Genomic DNA, 20409 nt, shown 5'->3' on the forward strand with positions numbered 1-20409 from the left:
CTAAAACAGCGGAGAAAGTAGTTTATCTTTATCATTTCCTAGCTCTGTGTGGTTTAGTCATGATTTATTTTGCCCTAGTTGACCCAGCTGGTCTCTGTGATACTTTTTTCAATATTAAACATCTATGTTTTCATTAATGAATCTAGTTTGGCGATAGGTCAGGAAAATCTGAATAAAATTAATCACTCATAAAAAAAGCTTTGTGTACATTGACAACAGTTTATCTGTTTTCAATATGCAGGAGGCTTTTTCTTTATTATCAGGATGTGAGCAGAGAAAAAAGCAGTCTGACGAGACTGCTTCAAGTATATCAAAGTTGATTTTCGTAACGTTTGACGATTCTATTTAGGCGCCATTGATAACAAATACCACTGACGATAAGACTGGCAATCAGGCCAATCCAGTAACTATATGGGCCCAGTTCAGTGACTTTTTCAAGAAGGTAACCAACAGGGAAAGTCATGCCCCAGTAAGCCAAAACACCGAGATAGAAAGGGACCTTGGTGTCCTTATAGCCACGCAGAATTCCTTGAAGGGGAGCCGCAAAGACATCCGCCACTTGAAAGAAGAGGCTATAGGTCATGAAAATAGCCGTCATTCTCAAAAACTCAGGTTCATGTCCATAGAGTTCAGCCAAATCGTAGCGCAAGAAATAGAGGAAAATCAAGGTAAAACCAGCAAAACCTAAAGCAGTCAGACGACCTAGCTTGCTATAGCTCTTGACCGCATCCATGCGTTTAGCTCCAAATTCGTAAGAAATAATGATAGCCATAGCACTGGAAACACTGAGAGGAAAGGCATACATGAGGTTTGAGAAATTCATGGCTGCCTGATGACTAGCAATCACAAGGGATGGATACTTGGCCATAACTAGACCAACACCTGAGAAGATGGCGACCTCTGCAAAAACCGTTCCACCAATAGGGAGACCCAGTTTAAGTGCCTCAAGTAGAGAATTTTTATCAAGGGGTTGAACCTTTTCAATGTGGTAGGGTTTAACCTTCTTATGTTTTCTGATAACTGCGATGGAAATAAGGAGAAGGGCCCAGTAAGCCAATGAAGTTCCCAGACCTGCTCCGGCTCCCCCCAACTCTGGTAGACCAGCAATGCCATAGATAAGGAGAAAATTGAAGAAACCATTGAGAGGTAGAAGCAAAAGCATGAGGTACATGGACAGGCGCGTGAGGCCAAGCGCATCAAGGAAGGAACGAATCACGCTAAAGAGTAGAAGGGGAATAATCCCAAGACTCAAAAATCGTAGATAACCAAGGGCGACTTCTCTGACCAAAGGCTCCAGACCTAGATGATTCAAAACCAAGGGTGCCCCCAGAAAAACGAGGGCAAAGAGGATTAGTGATAGACCCAAAGCCATATAAAGAAATTGATAGAAATCAGGTGCCACTCGGTCCTTGCGACCTGCCCCTAGATGGTGTCCGATAATCGGAACCAAGGCAGAGACGATACCTGTTAAGAAGGTGAAAAAAGGACTCCATAAACTCGTTGCCATGGCTACCCCCGCCAAGTGTAGGGCATCGTATTGCCCAGTCATGGTAGTGTCCACAAAAGCTGCTGAAAAGTTGGCAAACTGATAGATCAGTATGGGCACAAAAATCTTGAAGAAAACAAGAAATCGCTCACGGAGAGAATGTGTTTCGTGCATTCTGTTTTCCTTTCTAAATTTTTCAAATTATATAATCATTGTACAACTGTTATCCAATAAAGTCTATAATTGACGGAAAGTTTGGTCCCATTCTCTCAAATTATCGTCATCTCCCATAAAAGCCAAGTAGTGGAGAATTTCTTTATGTATAGTCATTCCCATATTCTTATCGATAAATTTATAAAGGTATGCGGCTTTTAGTTCTTTAAGATAGAGTTTTTGTAACATGAAATAGTCTGGTAATTGAATAGTTTTTAGTTCGTTTATATAGTAGTCACTATCTTCTTGATTTCCGTAAAGAATGATTTGGAAAATACAACGACTGATAACTTCTAAAGTGATTCGATCTAAATTATTTCTAGGATTTTTATTGAGTATTGATAGGAATTCCTTAATGTAGATTTTTAGCGCATCTTCTGTGAAGATATCCTTTACCATATTCAGTAAATTAATATCGAGAAGTGTCCAAATATCAATCGAAAAGAAGTAGTTTTGAAGTTCTGTAGCAATATCTTGGTTAACTGAACGGTTTTGAAGTTTTGAAATCTGACAGTCAATACAAAGACTAATCAGATAATCACTATAATTGGTTTCTCCTAAAATGCGAAACTTTTCTGCGACTTGCTCCAGTGCTTCAAAGTCTAGATGATTTGAGGCTTGATTGAATTGATTAGCAAGTTTTATGTAGGTTTCGTCCACAAGATATTCTTGTCCGAAAAATTCATTATATTCGACTTTTAGATGTTTTAAAAGTTTGAAAAGAGTATCATTTGAGAGTGATGTTTTGTTATTTTCAAAGTCTGAAAGACTCGCTACAGATCCAGCTACTTGAGCGAGTCTCTGAATAGTGTATTTTCTCTGTTTTCGAATCTGTTTAAATTTTTGACCTTGTTCCATATAAAATTCCCTTATCGGATTTCCGAAATTTCAATAGTTGATACTATTAATAAACTAAAATAATAGTATCAAATTGAAGGAGGTAAAAGCAATGATTATTGAAAAAACTAAATCGGTTGCTGTGTCACTGCTTAGATTTATTAAGCTACTTCCTAAGAAGGAAATGGTACTTTATATCATTTTTGCGCTTCTTTATTCGTGTCAAGGCATTGTAATACCTATAATTATCCAGATGGCAGGTCATATAGATAGTAGTGATAGTCGGGATTTAATAGTTTTTACATTTTCGAGTATCTCTCTTTGGGTGGTTGTGTACGCTTTTATGTATATAGAGAATATTCTGCTTCGTTCTATTATTAGAGCGTTTAATGTAAGCCTATCAGAAAATATTTTAAAGAATCATGCTGCCTTTCCTAAAAACATATCCGATTCTGAGCTTTGCTCACTCTTGACACAAGATCTTGGAATTGTAGACCAGGAGTTCCTCCAATCTTTTCTTATCTCGCCAGTGTGGGGCGCCTCTGTCCTAGTATCTGTAATTTATCTGCTCAAACAAAATATTATTGTAGGTAGTCTTTTTACTGTAGGTGCCTTTCTGATGATTTTGCCTCAGTTTATATTTAAGAGAAAGTTAAAAGAGTCAGGAGAATTACTAAGTAGCTCAAAAGAGAAAAATTTAAGAGCTATTACAGACTTTGGTAAAGGGATTGAAACTATTATTTGCAACCAAGCAGAAAAAGAGAATGTAAAGCAAACTCTCATAACCCTTAGTGAGATGGAGACGACACAATTTAAGTATTATACACTTCATAATTTAGTTATGTTTTGGACAGGACCTCTGAAAGCTGTCGGCTTGATTGGACCATTTGTGATTGGTCTTGTCATGAAACAAAATTCAATTACTACACTTATTGCTATGATGTCTGCTTCAACATATCTTATTAACCCCTTACAACAGATTCTGGAGGCTATTGCAAGTATTCAATCAAGTCAAGTGATAAAAGATAAATTATTGACATTTGGAAGTGAGTCAGAAATTCCTTCAAAAGGGCTTCACATACATACTTTAGAAGAAATTCAGTTAAAAAACGTCACTAAATCTTATGATAATCAAGAGATTTTTCGAGATGTTACGGTTACTTTTTCATTGTCTCAGCATAATCTTATAGTTGGTGATAGTGGTATTGGAAAAACAACACTTTTTAGGTTAATATCAGGGCAAGATAAGGCATATAGTGGGAAAATCATTTTTAAAAGCATTGATGGAAGGGAGCTGACTCCAAATTTAGATAATATTGCAATTATTCATCAAAATCCCTATGTCTTTCATACAAGTGTGCGACATAATCTAACTCTTTATCAAGATTATTCTGACTCATTGCTCATTTCAACACTAAAAAAAGTTGGACTATGGGAGGCTTGTTGTCACCAATTAGACTATGAATTAACTGGAGATAACTTTTCAGGTGGTCAAATCATAAAACTTGAGATTGCACGTGCTATTTTGAGGGGCAAGCAGGTTTTACTTGCGGATGAGATGATGGCTTCTTTAGATGCAGCAAGTTCAAAAGAAATAAGTAATGTCCTGAAACAGTTGCCTAATAGCATTATTGAAATTGCCCATCATTACAATCTGGAAGATTATGATGCTGTCTATAGAATTGAAAATAAGTCAATCGTAAGAATTAAATAGCAAGAGCTACTTTCAGTAAAAGTTAGACAGATTAGTTGCTTAGTTTTTTCTTTTGCTTTACAACTTGAAGATTTTAATTTCAAAGAAAACACCTAAGTCAAGTGACTCAGGTGTTCTTGTGTTATTTTTCTTTTTTGTTATGGTTCAAAATGGCATTGAGGACGATGGCAAGCAAGCTTGCAACGACGATACCGTTTGAGAAGAACATTTGGAAAGCATTTGGTAGGCTGTTGAAGAGGTTGCTACCGTTAAGACCAACCCCTGCAGCGATTGATACCGCAGCAATCAAGAAGTTGTGTTCGTTGTTGGCAAAATCAACACGTGCCAAGATTTGCATCCCTTGGATAGAAACAAAACCGAACATAACAAGCATAGCGCCACCAAGGACTGGGCTTGGGATGATTTGAGCCAAGGCACCAAACTTAGGAAGGAGTCCAAGAAGAACAAGGAAACCAGCTGCATAGTAGATTGGCAAGCGAGTCTTGATACCTGACAATTTCACAAGACCAACGTTTTGTGAAAAACCAGTGTATGGGAAGGTGTTGAAGAGTCCACCAAGGAGAACAGCCAAACCTTCAGCGCGGTATCCGTTACGAAGGCGAGTGCTATCGAGTGGTTCTTTGGTAATATCAGAGAGGGCCAAGTAAACCCCAGTTGATTCAACCATAGACACAGTAGCGATAATACACATCATAATGATTGATGACAACTCAAACTTAGGTACCCCGAAGTAGAATGGCGTTGGCACGTGGACAATAGGTGCCGCAGCTACTGGTGAGAAGTCAACCAAGCCCATGCTTGCTGCGATAGCAGTACCGACAACCAAACCGATCAAGATTGAGATGGATTTGATAAATCCTTTGGTGAAAATATTAACCAAGAGGATGATGAGAACCGTGATAGCGGCAAGGAAGAGGCTTTGACCAGTTGGTTTATCAACATTGTTTCCCATATTTCCGATAGCGACAGGGATGAGGGTCAAACCAATAGTTGTGATGACTGATCCTGTAACGATCGAAGGGAAGAGATTGGCCACTTTTGAAAAGACGCCAGAAACGAGGATAACATAAATCCCTGAAACGATAAGGGCACCAAACATAGCACCGCTACCGTGTTTCTCACCAATCATAATAAGTGGTGCTACTGATTGGAAGGCAACCCCGAGAACAACTGGAAGACCGATACCGAAGTATTTATTAAGTTGAAGTTGGAGGAAGGTTGCTACACCACACATGAAAATGTCGGTTGAAATCAAGTAGGTTAATTCATGAGCTGAATACCCCAAGGCTCCAGCAATCATGATTGGCACCAGGATTGATCCCGAGTACATGGCAAGTAGGTGTTGCAGTCCTAGGACCGCTGCCTGCGAGTGTTTCTCTTTGTTTTGCATTAGATGTCTGCCTCCTTAAATACGACCTGACCATTTTCAAAACGATCCAAACGAGCAAGTGAAACGACTGGGTAGCCAGCTTCTTCCAGAAGGGCACGACCATCTTGGAAAGATTTCTCAATAACGATACCAACCGCTTCAACGTGTGCACCAGCTTCTTCAATGATTTGAATCAAGCCTTTGGCAGCTTGGCCGTTAGCTAGAAAGTCATCAACGATGAGGACCTTATCTTCAGGAGTGAGGAACTTGCTTGCGATAGAGACAGTACTAGTCACCTGCTTAGTGAAGGAGTAGACCTCAGCAGTGAGAATCCCTTCATTCATGGTGATATTTTTAGCCTTCTTAGCAAAAATCATAGGGACATCCAAGGCCTCAGCAGCATAGAGGGCTGGAGCAATACCAGATGCCTCGATAGTCACCACCTTGGTGATGCCTGCATCCTTGAACTTTTCAGCAAAGACCTTTCCAATCTCACGCATGAGGTCAAAGTCCACTTGGTGAGTGAGGAAAGAGTCAACTTTGAGGATGTTCTCCCCAAGGACATTCCCATCTTTGAGAATGCGGTCTTCCAGTAATTTCATATTACCTCCTATAAAAAATATAACTAAAGTGTATTTTGATTTTCCCAGATTCTATTAAGACTCTGACAAAGATCAAAACCATCGAATAACAGAAAAAGGCTTGCAAAGCAAGCCTTTAAAATCATAAAAAGACGGTAAAATCTTTTGATGACTTTCTGACTTACTCATTGTTAGGTGTTACGGCACCTTGTAGAAACGTCACGCCGATTCGTGACATAAATAAGTAATGTTCTCATTATTCGATGAAGCTGTCGTTGGTTGATGATAAACCAACATCAACTCTATTATAATACTATATTTTCTTTGAAGACTCAAAGGATTTTTCCTATGAAAACGCACTATTTTAAAAGTTGGAAAATTCAATCTAACATTATTGTAAGATTTGCTGAGAATTGTCGTTTCTTATAGCATTTCTGTTATAATAGTGGGAAATGAAAGAGGTAGAGTTATGCATAAGATTTTATTAGTGGAGGACGACGAGGTTATCCGTCAACAAGTCAAAAAAATGCTAGAACAGTGGGGTTACGAAGTTGTTCTTGTTGAAGATTTCATGGAAGTATTATCTATTTTTGTAAAAGTAGAGCCCCACTTGGTTCTTATGGATATTGGTTTACCTCTATTCAACGGTTATCATTGGTGTCAGGAAATTCGTAAGGTCTCCAAGGTGCCTATTATGTTCTTGTCTTCGAGAGATCAGGCCATGGATATTGTTATGGCAATCAATATGGGCGGGGACGACTTTGTGACTAAACCTTTTGACCAAAATGTTCTCCTAGCAAAAATTCAAGGGCTTTTGCGTCGTTCATATGAGTTTGGTAAGGATCAGAGTCTCTTGGAATATATGGGTGTGATTCTGAACCTTAAGGCCATGGATTTGGTTTATCAGGGAGAGGTCGTTTCTTTGACAAAGAATGAGTTTCAGATTTTACAAGTTCTCTTTGATCATGCTGGTAATATCGTTAGTCGGGAAGACCTGATGAAGGAGCTTTGGAATAGTGACTTCTTTATTGATGACAATACCCTGTCAGTTAATGTAGCTCTTTTACGTAAGAAGTTAGAGGCAGTGGGTTTGAAGGATTTTATTGAAACCAAGAAAGGTGTTGGCTACGGGTTGCGTCATGATGGGTAAGTGTCAATTTATCAAATACCATATTAGGTCTCGTCTGACTTTCTATCTTTTGTTTGTCTTTAATGGAATCATATTGGTCTTGTTTGCCTTTTTATTTGAAGAGGTGGCAGATATTCTTTATTATGCTTTGACCATAATGACCTTTGTGACTATCATCATGGTTATTTGGGACTTGGTTAGGTCCTATCACTCTTATAACTTAGCCTATCTCTATGAGGAAATAACACCATCAAGTCCTTTAGAATTTTACCTGGCCCAAGCTTTGGAAAGTGCTAGGGAGGGCCAGATGTCTCAGACTGAGGAGGAGCGCAAGCGCTATACAGATTTGATGGACTACTATACCCTTTGGGTGCATCAAATCAAGACGCCAATAGCAGCCAGTCAATTATTGCTTCAGGATGTTACGGATAGTAAAACGAGGGCTCTCTTGGAGCAAGAGGTATTCAAGATTGATTCTTATACCAATTTGGTTTTGCAGTATTTACGTTTAGAGAATTTTCATGATGATTTGCAGTTGAGGCAGGTTACATTAGAACCCTTGGTTAAAGAAGTTGTTAGAAAACATAGTCTTTTCTTTATTCAAAAAGGATTGACTATTAATCTACATGACTTAGATGTTAAGGTCGTTTCAGATGAAAAATGGCTCTTGGTTATCATAGAGCAGGTCTTGTCAAATAGTTTGAAGTACACAAAAAGCGGTGGTATTGAAATTTACTTCAAAGATAACTGGCTTCATCTTAAAGATTCTGGGATTGGTATTAAAAATAGTGATATTCTACGGGTTTTTGAGCGTGGCTTTTCAGGTTACAATGGTCGACTGACTCAGCAGTCCTCTGGGCTAGGTCTCTATCTTTCTAAGAAAATTGCTGATCAGCTTGGACATGATATTAGTATTAGCTCACAAGTTGGCCAAGGAACCACAGTCTCCATTCATTTTCAAAAGCAGAAGTTGGCGATTGATTAATAACTTACAAAAGTGTAAGAAATATGACCACAAATGAAAGCAAGGGTTATGGTTGAGACCTTGCTTTTTCTATAAAATGGTATCAGAAGTTAAGTAAGAGGTTCCAAAAATCTCTTCCAAATTTATTAAATAAAGGAGCTTATTATGGCGTTACTAGATGTTCAACATGTTAAAAAAATCTATAAAACACGTTTCAAAGGAAATCAGGTTGAAGCCCTTAAAGATATCCATTTCACAGTTGAAAAGGGTGACTATGTTGCAATCATGGGTGAGTCTGGCTCAGGAAAATCAACCTTGCTCAACATCCTTGCCATGCTTGATAAACCAACAGCAGGGCGTGTCTATCTTAATGGTATGGACACAGCAACCATTAAAAATAAGGATGCTTCCAGTTTTCGTCGTGAAAAATTAGGGTTTGTTTTCCAAGATTTCAACCTTTTGGATACCCTATCTGTTAAAGATAATATCTTACTACCTTTGGTCCTTTCTCGACGCCCACTTAAGCAAATGATGACACAAGTAGAAGCTATCAGTCGTCAATTGGGGATTCATCCCTTGCTAGAGAAGTACCCTTATGAAATTTCAGGTGGACAAAAGCAAAGGGTTGCGGTTGCGCGTGCAATCATCACTAAACCAGAAATACTCTTAGCAGATGAGCCAACAGGTGCCCTGGATTCCAAATCTTCAGCAGCTCTCTTGGATGTCTTTGATGCAATCAATGCCAGTGGTCAGACCATTCTTATGGTAACTCACTCGACAGCGGCTGCCAGTCGTGCACAGCGTGTTCTCTTTATTAAGGATGGTATTCTATATAATCAAATCTTCAAAGGAGATAAGTCTGAACATCAAATGTTCCAGGAAATTTCCGATACACTAACTGCAATGGCAAGTGAGGTGAACTAATATGTTTCTTCTGACCAATAGACTGGCTTTGTCCAATCTCATAAAAAATCGTAAGCTTTATTATCCATATGCTTTAGCAACTATTTTGGCTATTGCCATTACCTATATTTTTACATCTTTAACGCTTAATCCGCATCTGGATGACTTAACTGGGTCAGATCCTATCAAGATGGTTTTGGGGATGGGACTTGTGATTGTCGCCCTCTCTTCTGGAATTATTGTTCTTTATGCCAATAGCTTTGTTATGAAAAATCGTTCAAAGGAGCTTGGCCTCTATAGTATGTTAGGCTTAGAGAAGCGTCACCTCTTTAGTATGATTCTAAAAGAAACGGTGATTATGAGTTTTGTGACTCTGCTTCTAGGTATAGGTGTGGGAGCACTATTTGATAAACTCATTTATGCTTTTCTTCAAAGGCTTATCGGTGAAAGTACTGGTTTAGTTTCGACCTTTCAAGTAATGACAATTCCTATTGTTCTTGTCATCTTTGCTTGTATTTTTAGTTTATTGGTTTTGGTAAATGGTTTCCGATTGCTACGGCTTAATCCTTTACAATTAACTAAAGATGGCCTTAAGGGTGAAAAAAAGGGACGTTTCCTAGTTATTCAAACCTTTTTGGGGCTTGGGTCTATGGGGTATGGTTACTATCTTGCTCTCTCTGTTCAGAATCCAGTAATAGCTATTATGAGTTTTTTCTTGGCTGTTTTACTAGTTATTCTAGGAACTTATCTTCTCTTTAATGCCGGGACTACAGTAGTTCTGCAACTCTTGAAAAAGAAGAAAAACTACTATTACAAGCCTAATAATATGATTTCCATTTCCAACCTTGTCTTTCGGATGAAAAAAAATGCAGTTGGTCTGGCGACTATTGCTATCCTCTCAAGCATGGTTTTGGTGACGCTTGTAGGCGCTGCAAGTATCTATGCTGGTAAAAAAGACTATCTAGCGAGTGCTACTCCACATGATTATTCAGTTGCGGGCAATAAAGTTGACCTTACAAGCACTAAAAAGCTTATGGATGATTTCTTAATCAAAACAGGTGAGCAAGCAAATGAAAAAGTAGCTGTCTCTTATCTTTTATTTGGTATAAAAAATCAAGAAACTAATAAGTTAACCGTTTTTACTAAAAATGAAAGAAAAGTTGTTCCAAAATCAATTGTTCTGGTCTTTTCTCAAGAAACCTTTAAGCAATTGACAGGGAAAGAACTCAATCTCAGTTCTAATCAAATTGCCTTATACACTAAGAATAAAACATTGAAGACGCAAAAGAGTCTGTCCATAGATGGTAAGAACTACCAGATTCATAGGCAACTTGGTGACTTTATCAATAAAAAAATACCAAATATCTATAAGATTATTGTGTCAGATTATAGCTACTTAGTTGTACCAGATATCAAGATTTTTGAGTCATCAATGAAAGGGACATCAATAACGCAAGCTACTTATGTTGGTGTTAACGTCAAGAACCCTACACATGATGCCAAGAAAAATTTAGATTTGCTAGACCAAATAGCAGGTGAAGCAACAAAACAGTTAGATAGTCAAACTACTGGTGTCCCTGTGTCTTACTTCTCTGCAAACAGCCGATATGATGCAGAAGGGATGGTAAATGGCTTTGTTGGTGGAACCTTCTTTATTGGTATCTTCCTATCCATCATCTTCATGCTTGGCACAGTTCTTGTGATCTACTACAAACAGATTTCTGAAGGTTATGAGGATCGTGAGCGTTTTGTTATTCTTCAAAAGATTGGTTTGGACGACCTTCAAGTCAAGCAAACCATTCGTAAGCAAGTTCTTACAGTCTTCTTCCTTCCTTTGATTTTTTCCTTTATTCACTTGGCCTTTGCCTATCATATGATCAGTTTGATTGTCCGTATCATTGGAGTTCTCAATCCAGATCTTATGTTAGTAGTTACAATCATTGTTTGTGGGGTATTCTTCCTAGCCTATGTCTTGGTTTTTGCCCTTACTTCACGTTCATATCGCAGAATCGTATCAATGTAACTGACCTAGAGTCTAGCTTCAAACTAGGCTCTATTTTTTTATGCTATAATAGATGACAGAATTATAAATCATCGGAGAAAACACATGTCACAGACCATTGATGTCAAACGTTACGAGGAATTGGCACGTCAAAAGCAGGGGGAGCACCGTAAATTTCTAGCACAACTCAAGAAGAAAGCTCCTAAAAATTTAGATAAGATTGTTCAGCAGGTACACAATGAAGTTTTTCAGGAGATTGATTGTGTCCAGTGTGCCAATTGTTGTAAGACGTTAGGCCCAGACTTTACAGAGCAGGACATTACTCGTATTGCTAAGCATTTTCGCATGAAGTTACCTGCCTTCGAGGAAATGTACCTGCAGGTAGATGAGGATGGCGACAAGGTCTTCAAGTCCATGCCTTGTCCATTCTTAGGGCCTGATAATCTCTGTGACATCTATGATGTCCGTCCTAAGGCTTGTGCCGCCTTTCCTCACACGGATCGTAAGAAAATCTATCAGATCAATCATCTGACTATTAAAAATACGCTTTTCTGTCCAGCCGCCTACCTTTTTGTGGAAAAACTCAAGGATAGGATTTAGAAAGGAACTGTTATGAGACGCTTTAATGCAGGTGTTATCACCCTACTTATCATTGCTGCCTATTTTATCGCAACAGCTTTTATTCCAGATTTGTATTTGGCCTTTAATTATAAATTGATTTTAGCCTTGCTTTTTGTGCTTTTGAGCTGGCAATCTAAGGGGAAATTTCTCTTTTTCTTGGGGATGGCTTTTCTATCAACCTATATTCATGACCTCTTTAGATTGGACTATTCGGAATGGACCCTCTTTGTAGGGATTCTTATCTTGGGAATTGCGGTGGACCGTTTGAGCAAGCCAAGTTATAAGAAGAACTTCTCTTACAAGGTGTCTAAAGAACATGAGCGAGAGATTTTTGCTAAGACCTTATTTTCAGAGTCTGTTCAGGTGGTGACTTCACAAAACCTCGAAACTGTCTATGCCAATGCCGATTTTGGACGTTTGACTTTAGATTTGCGTCAGGCTCAGTTTATGACGGACCGACCTCAGATTGTGGTTCAAGCCAATTTTTCTCAGGTTATCATTCGAATTCCTAAGGATTGGCAAGTGGATACACACGGGCTTCATACAAGTCTAGCAGGAGTGAAAGGCTACGATAGTCTGGGAGAGCGAGACTTGTCTAGCACTACAGTTTCTCTAACAGGTTCAGTATCCTTTGGACAGGTAACTGTCAAACATTGAAAATGATGAAAGGGCGAAAGCTCTTTTTTTCTTGAAAATCCTTCTTAGATAACATTGAATACGTTTACAAATAGTGCTATACTGATAGTGAAAATAATTGGAAAATTGCAATCATTTTTTTAGAAAGGAGTTTCCTTATGAAACGGTTTAATGCTCGGGCCTTCTTGTTGCTTTTGCTAGCAGCTTGTTTTATCGCCAGTGCCTTTATTCCAGATTTTTGGATTATGGTCAATTATAATCTGGTTTTCTTCGTGGCCTTCTTTTGTTTTGGTATCTTGAATAAGCGGCCTCTCCTCATTTTTCTTGGTTTGGCCTTCTTATCACCCTATATTCATGACTTGTTAAACCTCGATTTTGCACAGTGGAATCTCTTTAGCGGTATCTTTCTCATTGGTTTGGCCTTAGAGCTTTTTTATGGCCGTAGTGAAAAGAAAGGCCTTACTAAAGACTATAAGGTTAATAAGAACGACCAAGAGGGACCTCATATTTCTGTTAAGACCTATATGGCTGAGGATAGGTATCGCATCTATTCTCAAGAAATCGAAACAGTTGATATGAATCTAGCTTTTGGTGAGCTTTGGTTGGATTTGAGTCAGGCCAAGTTTGCGTCAGATCAGGTAGCTGTTCATCTTGATGCTAAGTTTGGTGAAGTTCATATCCGACTTCCTCACGGCTGTGTCATGGATAGCACTGGAATTTCACATCCTCTGTCATCTGTGAAGGTGGATCGTTTTGAATCTGATATCGAGCAAGTTGAAACTAGGCTTCATCTGAGCGGAAGTCTCTTCTGTACGGAGTTGGAAGTGGAGTATTAAGGGAAGTCCAATGATGTCAGCGATATTGTCAAGCATAGCTTCTATATAAAAGAAAGGAAAGCACTGATGGGTGAGACAGTTATTCAGGTTTCTTCTCTTGGAAAACGTATCAAGGGAAAGACCATTTTAGAGGAGATTAGTTTTGAGATAAACAAGGGCGATTGTGTGGCCTTGATTGGACCTAATGGGGCAGGTAAGACTGTCTTGATGTCCTGTATTCTTGGTGATAAAAAGCCGAGTAATGGTCAGGTCCTCATTGATGGTAAGGCAGGTAAGGCCAAAAATCAAATCGCTGTTCTCCTTCAGGAAAATACCATTCCAAATAGTTTGAAAGTGGAAGAGCTGATTGCCTTCTTCCAATCTATTTCTGATAATCCCTTGACCAATCAAGAGGTACAAGACCTCTTACAATTCAAGGAAGACCAGTACCAGCAGTTTGCGGACAAACTTTCTGGTGGACAAAGACGTCTTCTAGCTTTTGTCCTTTGTTTGATTGATAAACCTAAAATCCTCTTTTTGGATGAGCCGACAGCGGGTATGGATACCTCCACTCGTCAGCGTTTCTGGGAGATTATCAATGACTTGAAAAAAGCTGGGACAACTATCCTCTATTCCTCTCACTATATCGAAGAGGTGGAACACACAGCTGACCGTATCTTAGTCCTCCATCAAGGGAAACTCATCAGAGATACCACGCCATACGCTATGCGACACGAAGAGAAAGAGAAGCAGGTCACTCTTCCAAGTAGCTTTGTTAACATTGTTCATGGACTGCCAGACATCTATGAGATTACCGAAAAGAGGGATGTCATCAGCTTCATGACCAAAGATATCGAAAAAGTATGGCAAAAGCTTGAAGAAGCAGGCTGTGGAATTTCTGATATTGAAATTCAAAATAAAACACTCTTGGATAGCCTATTTGATTCAACAAGGGAGGACAAGTCATGAAAGCATTATTAAAAATAGAATGGATAAAAACGTGGCGTAGCTGGCCAGTCTTTATCATGGGAATCGGGATGCCTGTTGGCTTTTTCCTCCTTTTCTCAAGTATTGTCTCAACACCTAATCCTGAGGCTCAAAAAGAGTTTTTGCTGTCTTATATGTTAACCATGACTGGCTTTTCCATGTCTAGCTTTGGTTTATTCACCTTCCCTTATATGTTGCAAGAGGACCAAACGGAGCATTGGCTGACCTATATCGAGCATTCCAAAATCAGCATTTCGGCTTATTATCTATCTAAGATCTTTCGTGTTTTGCTGAATTTTATGGTTGCTATCATTGTGACCTTTTGTGTGGGAGCTTTTGTTCGAGATGTTGAGTTGCCTTTGTCGGGTTGGCTAGGGTCAGGTGCCCTCTTACTCTTGTCAAGTCTGGTTTTTCTAGCTTTTGGTTTGCTTATCGCTCAGATTAAATCTCAACAAATCATGTCTGTGGTTGCAAATATCACCTACCTTGGCCTAGCTATCGTGGGTGGGTCATGGATGCCTATTTCCATGTTCCCTAAGTGGGTTCAGAGCATCTCTGAGTGGACACCTGTCTATCATGTCAATGAGTTGGTCGTTAATTTTGCAAAGGACGGGACATTTTCATGGAAATCACTCTTATTTATTTTGGCTTATACTGTAGTAGCAACAGGGCTTGCACTCTTTATCAAGTCGCAAAGAGAAAGTGATCGAGGTTAAAGGAGAAATAATGGATATTTGGCAGGAAATGTATGAAAAGGCTCAAGCCTTGTATCAGCCACAGGAAGTCTCAGACTTTGTCTATGCTAGGCACGTTGTCGCTGCCGTTGAGGCTGAAGATGGACAAATTTTCACAGGCTTTTGTATGGAAGGGACGTGTGGTGTTTTCCACCTATGTGCTGAAAGGGCTGCCCTTTTCAATATGTATCAAGAATCTGGTCAAACTAAGGTCAAGCGTATTATCGCCTTTCGTGACCAGCCACCTCATGGTGGACCGTCTGGTATGCCTTGTGGGGCCTGTCGAGAATTTCTAATGGAACTCCATCCCGATAATCGTAGCTTGGAGTTTATGGTTGACTACGAAACACGTCAAACCATTACTTTGGGCGAATTATTGCCACTATGGTGGGGAGAAGAACGGGCTCTACAGTTTGAAGAAAAGTCGCAAGACAAGGCTTAAAGTTTATCGAAATTACAAAATCCTCACATCTTGAGTGTGAGGGTTTATTTTTTTTTGGAATTAATTTCAGAAAATTCGAAATTTACCTTGAAATTCAAAATGAAAGTGCTATACTATTCTGTGAAAATAGAAAGAAGGTTTCATTATGGAGTCACTTGTATCTTTTAGTAAATGGCTCAGCAAATGGTTTACTGTAGCTGTTATCCTTTGGGCGGCCTTTAACTATGCCCTTCCCGCAACTAGTAGTTGGGTCATTCCCAATACGGCTTATCTACTTGGTTTGATTCTCTTTGGTATGGGACTTACCTTGACCACTGAAGATTTTAAACGTATTGCTAAGCGTCCAATTACAGTTGTCCTTGGGACTGTTGCCCACTATGTCATCATGCCTGGTTTGGCTTGGTTACTTTGTATGATTTTCCATCTGAAAGGTGCGACAGCAGCAGGGGTTATCCTTGTTGGGTCTTGTCCAAGTGGAACTTCATCTAGTGTTATGGCCTTCCTTTCAGGTGGGGATGTTGCCTTGGATGTCTCTATTGAAACCCTCTCAACTCTCTTGGCACCACTCATGATTCCAACCCTCTTGTCATTCTTGGCCGGTCAGTACGTGAGTGTCCCTGCCCAAAGCCTCTTCCTTAGTACCTTGCGTATCGTGGTTGTCCCTATTATCTTGGGTGTGCTTGTTCACTCAATCTTTGGTAAGAAAATTGATGCCATCATCAAGATTATGCCTTTGATTTCTCAAGCTGCCATCCTCTTGATCGTTGGAGCAGTGGTTTCTGCCAACCATGCTAATATTTTCACAGCAGCGACAGCTCTTGTCATTCCAGTCGTTATGCTCCACAATCTTTGTGGTTATGCCCTTGGTTTTGGATTTTCAAAAATTCTTGGTTTGGAAGAGCCACAACAAAAAGCTATTACCTTCGAAGTGGGGATGCAAGACTCAAGTCTTGGAGCAACCCTTGCCATGAAATATTTCGTGCCACAAGCTGCTATCCCATCAACTATCTTTAGTATTTGGCACAATATCTCAGGTTCTATCCTTTCATCATGGTGGAAGAACCATTCAAAAAATAGTCATTAAGATAAATAAAAGCTAACCTTGGGTTGGCTTTTTTTCTTGTCTTTACGTCACATGACAAATGTCATGTCATGTCATGACATCTGGTGCTAAAAAGAGAGTGACTAAAAAGATATACTTTAGTCATAACTTAGAAATAATAAAAAACGAAAGAGGTCATCTCATGAAAATCAAAACATCTTATCTTATCTATGCTGTTATCGGAACTGTCTTTGCTGGACTTAGCATGTTTACTGATATCTTTGAAAAAGGCAACTTTGAAGCTATTTTCTCAAATCTTGGCATGATTATTGGCTTGTCTATCTCAGCCTACATTCTCATCACTATGGCTAAAAGTTTTATCGACCTTGTTATTAATGAATTGAAAAACTAGGAGATCCAGCATGAAAAAACTAAAAATACTGAGCATCATGCTCCTAGCGGCAATTTGGACTATCCTCTTTGCCTATGTCCTATTTCATGGTAGCAGTGATATTCTCTACAGTGTTATGGGCGTCTCAATTGCAGCCTGTTATGTTTTTCTAGCCTTCTACCAAAAGAAAGGAAGTCACAAACATGAGTGAAGCGGTCCTTCAAGTCACAAATCTTGTCAAAAAGATCAAAGGTAAAACGATTTTAGATCATATTAGTTTTGAGGTGGGACAAGGTGACTGCCTTGCCTTGATTGGGCCCAACGGTGCGGGTAAGACGACCTTAATGTCCTGCATACTTGGTGATAAGAAAGCCAGTAGCGGTCAAGTCTTTATCAAGGGCAAAAAGGGGAAAGCACAAGATCAAATTGCAGTTCTCCTCCAAGAAAATACCATTCCCTCAAAATTAAAAGTTAAGGAACTGATTGTTTTTTTCCAAGATATTTCTGAAAATGGATTATCTAAGGAAGAGATTCAAGCACTCTTACAATTCAAAGACGACCAGTATCAGCAGTTTGCGGACAAACTTTCAGGGGGACAAAAACGTCTTCTTGCCTTTGTCCTCTGTCTCATTGGCAAGCCTGACATTCTCTTTTTAGATGAGCCGACAGCAGGGATGGATACGACGACACGCCAACGCTTTTGGGAAATCATCAATGACCTGAAAAAGTCTGGTGTAACCATCCTCTATTCGTCCCACTATATTGAAGAAGTGGAACACACAGCTGACCGTATCTTGGTCCTCAATCAAGGGAAACTCATCAGGGATACTACACCACATGCCATGCGTAGCGAGGAAAAGGAAAAACAAGTCACTTTACCAAGTCGCTTTGCGCCAAGTCTTGATAAACTGGCAGCCATTTATGAAGTAACTAAAAAACGTGATGTTGTAACCTTTATGACTAAAGATATTGAAAGTATTTGGAGTAGTTTACAAGCTCAAGGCTGTCGCATTTCTGACATTGAAATTCAAAATAAGACACTGTTAGATAGCCTATTTGATAGCACAAGGGAGGACAAGTAATGCAAGCACTACTTAAAATCGAATGGATAAAAACATGGCGCAGTTGGCCTGTCTTTATCATGTCTATCGGAATGCCCGTCGGATTTTTCCTCTTGTTTTCAGGTATGGAGATGAGTCCTGACCCAGCGTCACAAAAAGCTTTTATCTTGTCCTATATGTTGACCATGACAGGATTCTCTATGTCCAGCTTTGGCTTTTTTACCTTTCCCTACATGCTTAGAGAGGACCAAACGGAGCACTGGCTAACCTATATCGAACATTCAAAAATCAGTATTCAGGCCTATTACCTCTCTAAAATCTTCCGTGTTCTTATGAACTTTATGGTAGCTATCCTAGTGACTTTCTGTGTGGGAGCTTTTGCGCGTGATGTTGAGATGCCATTATCACATTGGCTTGGTTCAGGGGCTCTTTTACTCTTGTCAAGCCTAGTCTTCCTATCCTTTGGCTTGCTTCTTGCCCAAATTAAGTCTCAACAAATCATGGCTATCGTCGGAAATATCGTCTTTCTAGGTCTTGCTATTATCGGTGGTTCTTGGATGCCAGTAACCATGTTTCCAAAATGGGTTCAGCACATTTCGGAGTGGACACCCATCTATCATATCAATCAGTTAGTAGTCAATTTCGCAAAAAAAGGGGAATTTTCATGGAAATCGCTCATTTTTATCTTGGTCTATGCTACAATAACTACAGGCTTAGCCCTTTTTATCAAATCTTACAGAGAAAGTGACCATGTTTAGAAGTTACCAGAAGAATGATTTCGCTTATTTTGTTAGTCTGATTTTCCTTGTTTTCCCAATCTTAGGAGTTTTTGGCGGGTATTTTCCAGTCTGGACCCTGTTATTGACAGGTTTGTTTACCATCGCTTATCTCCTTATAGTGTATTTGAAAAAAGCTTATAGCAAGTGGATTCCCTTTCTGTGGTTTTACACTCTAGCTTACATTATCTTTATGTCCATGACCTTCCAGGGTGGCATGATGTGGTTTGTTTTTTTCAACGTTAATCTTCTCGTTTGGCACTTTGAGGATAGCATATCTTCTTATCGATTCTTATCCTTTCTAACGACACTCTTGATTTTGACGTCATCATCCTTCCAACTGACAGACGATTTGAGCACCCACCTCATGTCTCTGGCTATTACTCTTTTTTCTTTGGGAATGTACTATTTTCAAAACCGTATACGTCAGGAGAGAAAGATGGAAGAAGCCCTTGCAGAGCAGAATCGGACCATTAATATCCTGTCAGCTGAAAATGAACGCAATCGTATCGGTCGTGATTTGCACGATACCTTAGGACATACCTTTGCTATGATGAGTCTTAAAACAGAGTTAGCTCTGAAACAGATGGACAAGGAGCAGTATGAAGCTGCTAGAAAGAATCTGGAAGAATTGAACCAGATTAGTCGTGACTCCATGTACGAGGTGCGTGAGATTGTCAATAAGCTTAAGTACCGAACCGTGGCCGAGGAGTTACTGGAACTCGAGCGACTCTTTGACCTATCTGATATCGTCTTGACCGTGGATAGTAGTCTTGACTTAGACAGCCTGTCACCTGTTAGCCAGTCGACCTTGTCCATGGTGCTTCGTGAACTGGCCAATAATGTCATCAAACATAGTCAGGCTGAAAGCTGTCAGATTCGTCTAAGACGTGATCATGGTATTGTCCTTGAGTTTGAGGATGATGGTTGTGGCTTTGAGGAAGTCACAGGACAAGAGCTACACAGTATCAGAGAGCGTCTTAGTTTGGTAGATGGAGACTTGGAAATTCTGTCTCAATCGCATCCAACCATTATTCGTGTGCATTTAAAAGAGGGAGGAAAAGCATGAAATTATTAGTCGCCGAAGACCAGTCAATGTTGAGGGATGCCCTCTGCCAACTCCTTATGTTGGAAGACGATGTCGAAGAGGTCCATGCGGCCAGTGATGGCCAAGAAGCCATTGCTCTCTTGGAAAAAGAAGAAGTCGACGTAGCCATTTTAGACATTGAAATGCCAGCTAAGACAGGCCTTGATGTCCTTGAGTGGATTCGAGCCAATCAAAGAGAAGTAAAGGTCGTCATTGTGACTACTTTCAAACGTAAAGGCTATTTTAAACGAGCCCTTGCAGCACAGGTGGATGCCTACGTGCTCAAAGAGCGTTCCATCAGTGACCTCATGGCTACCATCCATAACGTCCTAGCAGGTCATAAGGAGTACTCACCAGAGCTTGTCGAAGGTGTTGCCTTTGACAATAACCCACTCAGCCAACGTGAACAAGAAGTCTTGGCCATGGTAGCCCAAGGTTCAACCAATCAAGAAATTGCAGAAAGCCTCTTTCTTTCAAATGGAACTGTCCGAAATTACATGACAGCCATCCTGACTAAACTCGATGCAGGCAACCGAACAGAAGCCGTTAGCATTGCCAAAGAAAAAGATTGGTTGGGGTGAGGAGAGGTAGATAAGAATGAAGTCACCATTGGTGGCTT

At 39.7% G+C, this 20409-nt stretch carries 22 protein-coding genes and 1 riboswitch; of the genes, 18 read left to right on the forward strand and 4 right to left on the reverse strand.

Annotated elements, in window-relative coordinates; translation table 11 throughout:
- Positions 1-310: 310 nt before the first annotated feature.
- On the reverse strand, positions 311-1660 hold the full coding sequence (locus tag V471_RS06435) for an MATE family efflux transporter (protein ID WP_084871282.1): 1350 nt from the start codon (positions 1658-1660) through the stop codon (positions 311-313).
- A 63-nt stretch (positions 1661-1723) separates the two neighbouring features.
- Positions 1724-2557, reverse strand: a complete 834-nt coding sequence (locus tag V471_RS06440) for a helix-turn-helix domain-containing protein (protein ID WP_037601006.1) — start codon at positions 2555-2557, stop codon at positions 1724-1726.
- 91 nt (positions 2558-2648) lie between these two features.
- On the opposite strand from V471_RS06440, the gene V471_RS06445 reads away from it, so the two are divergent.
- A complete protein-coding gene (locus V471_RS06445; protein WP_084871283.1) occupies positions 2649-4250 on the forward strand; it encodes an ATP-binding cassette domain-containing protein in 1602 nt (533 codons plus the stop codon).
- A gap of 121 nt (positions 4251-4371) precedes the next feature.
- On the opposite strand, the gene V471_RS06450 is transcribed toward V471_RS06445, so the two are convergent.
- Together V471_RS06450 and V471_RS06455 are read right to left on the reverse strand one after the other, a co-directional pair.
- Positions 4372-5640: a nucleobase:cation symporter-2 family protein gene (locus tag V471_RS06450; RefSeq protein ID WP_045772319.1), complete on the reverse strand. Its 1269-nt coding sequence runs from the start codon at positions 5638-5640 to the stop codon at positions 4372-4374.
- Complete coding sequence (locus tag V471_RS06455) at positions 5640-6221, reverse strand: xanthine phosphoribosyltransferase (RefSeq protein WP_004182304.1); 582 nt, start codon at positions 6219-6221, stop codon at positions 5640-5642. Before V471_RS06455 ends, V471_RS06450 begins: the two co-directional genes overlap by 1 nt.
- A 147-nt stretch (positions 6222-6368) precedes the next feature.
- Positions 6369-6464: riboswitch (purine riboswitch) on the reverse strand.
- Positions 6465-6669: 205 nt separating this feature from the next.
- Between V471_RS06455 and V471_RS06460 the strand changes: the two genes are divergently transcribed.
- The 17 genes from V471_RS06460 (at position 6670) to V471_RS06540 (ending at position 20371) form a co-directional block, all read left to right on the forward strand.
- Positions 6670-7350 (forward strand): response regulator transcription factor, encoded by a 681-nt coding sequence (locus V471_RS06460; RefSeq protein ID WP_084871284.1) that lies wholly within the window; start codon positions 6670-6672, stop codon positions 7348-7350.
- Positions 7340-8314, forward strand: coding sequence for a sensor histidine kinase (locus V471_RS06465; protein WP_084871285.1), 975 nt, complete (start codon positions 7340-7342; stop codon positions 8312-8314). Before V471_RS06460 ends, V471_RS06465 begins: the two co-directional genes overlap by 11 nt.
- Before the next feature lie 144 nt (positions 8315-8458).
- On the forward strand, positions 8459-9217 hold the full coding sequence (locus V471_RS06470; protein ID WP_037610458.1) for an ABC transporter ATP-binding protein: 759 nt from the start codon (positions 8459-8461) through the stop codon (positions 9215-9217).
- A 1-nt stretch (position 9218) separates the two neighbouring features.
- On the forward strand, positions 9219-11219 hold the full coding sequence (locus V471_RS06475; protein WP_084871286.1) for an ABC transporter permease: 2001 nt from the start codon (positions 9219-9221) through the stop codon (positions 11217-11219).
- A gap of 84 nt (positions 11220-11303) precedes the next feature.
- Positions 11304-11798 carry a YkgJ family cysteine cluster protein gene (locus tag V471_RS06480; protein WP_004182309.1) on the forward strand — a complete coding sequence of 165 codons (495 nt, stop codon included), beginning with the start codon at positions 11304-11306 and terminating at the stop codon, positions 11796-11798.
- A 12-nt stretch (positions 11799-11810) separates the two neighbouring features.
- Positions 11811-12476 carry a hypothetical protein gene (locus V471_RS06485; RefSeq protein WP_084871287.1) on the forward strand — a complete coding sequence of 222 codons (666 nt, stop codon included), beginning with the start codon at positions 11811-11813 and terminating at the stop codon, positions 12474-12476.
- 137 nt (positions 12477-12613) lie between these two features.
- Complete coding sequence (locus tag V471_RS06490) at positions 12614-13291, forward strand: hypothetical protein (protein ID WP_084871288.1); 678 nt, start codon at positions 12614-12616, stop codon at positions 13289-13291.
- Positions 13292-13357: 66 nt separating this feature from the next.
- Positions 13358-14239, forward strand: coding sequence for an ABC transporter ATP-binding protein (locus V471_RS06495; RefSeq protein ID WP_084871289.1), 882 nt, complete (start codon positions 13358-13360; stop codon positions 14237-14239).
- Positions 14236-14973, forward strand: a complete 738-nt coding sequence (locus V471_RS06500; RefSeq protein WP_084871290.1) for an ABC transporter permease — start codon at positions 14236-14238, stop codon at positions 14971-14973. Before V471_RS06495 ends, V471_RS06500 begins: the two co-directional genes overlap by 4 nt.
- Before the next feature lie 10 nt (positions 14974-14983).
- Positions 14984-15433 carry a cytidine deaminase family protein gene (locus V471_RS06505; RefSeq protein WP_084871291.1) on the forward strand — a complete coding sequence of 150 codons (450 nt, stop codon included), beginning with the start codon at positions 14984-14986 and terminating at the stop codon, positions 15431-15433.
- Between the two features lie 145 nt (positions 15434-15578).
- On the forward strand, positions 15579-16517 hold the full coding sequence (locus V471_RS06510) for a bile acid:sodium symporter family protein (RefSeq protein ID WP_084871292.1): 939 nt from the start codon (positions 15579-15581) through the stop codon (positions 16515-16517).
- A gap of 160 nt (positions 16518-16677) precedes the next feature.
- Positions 16678-16887: a hypothetical protein gene (locus V471_RS06515; RefSeq protein ID WP_004182317.1), complete on the forward strand. Its 210-nt coding sequence runs from the start codon at positions 16678-16680 to the stop codon at positions 16885-16887.
- A 10-nt stretch (positions 16888-16897) separates the two neighbouring features.
- Positions 16898-17077 carry a hypothetical protein gene (locus V471_RS06520; RefSeq protein ID WP_084871293.1) on the forward strand — a complete coding sequence of 60 codons (180 nt, stop codon included), beginning with the start codon at positions 16898-16900 and terminating at the stop codon, positions 17075-17077.
- Complete coding sequence (locus V471_RS06525; protein ID WP_084871294.1) at positions 17070-17948, forward strand: ABC transporter ATP-binding protein; 879 nt, start codon at positions 17070-17072, stop codon at positions 17946-17948. The genes V471_RS06520 and V471_RS06525 overlap by 8 nt, the downstream gene beginning before the upstream one ends.
- Positions 17948-18685 carry an ABC transporter permease gene (locus tag V471_RS06530; RefSeq protein ID WP_084871295.1) on the forward strand — a complete coding sequence of 246 codons (738 nt, stop codon included), beginning with the start codon at positions 17948-17950 and terminating at the stop codon, positions 18683-18685. Before V471_RS06525 ends, V471_RS06530 begins: the two co-directional genes overlap by 1 nt.
- Positions 18678-19772: a sensor histidine kinase gene (locus V471_RS06535; RefSeq protein ID WP_084871296.1), complete on the forward strand. Its 1095-nt coding sequence runs from the start codon at positions 18678-18680 to the stop codon at positions 19770-19772. Before V471_RS06530 ends, V471_RS06535 begins: the two co-directional genes overlap by 8 nt.
- Positions 19769-20371 carry a response regulator transcription factor gene (locus V471_RS06540; protein WP_084871297.1) on the forward strand — a complete coding sequence of 201 codons (603 nt, stop codon included), beginning with the start codon at positions 19769-19771 and terminating at the stop codon, positions 20369-20371. Before V471_RS06535 ends, V471_RS06540 begins: the two co-directional genes overlap by 4 nt.
- The last annotated feature ends 38 nt before the right edge of the window (positions 20372-20409 follow it).

Source organism: Streptococcus salivarius, assembly GCF_002094975.1.
Lineage (GTDB): Bacteria > Bacillota > Bacilli > Lactobacillales > Streptococcaceae > Streptococcus > Streptococcus salivarius_D.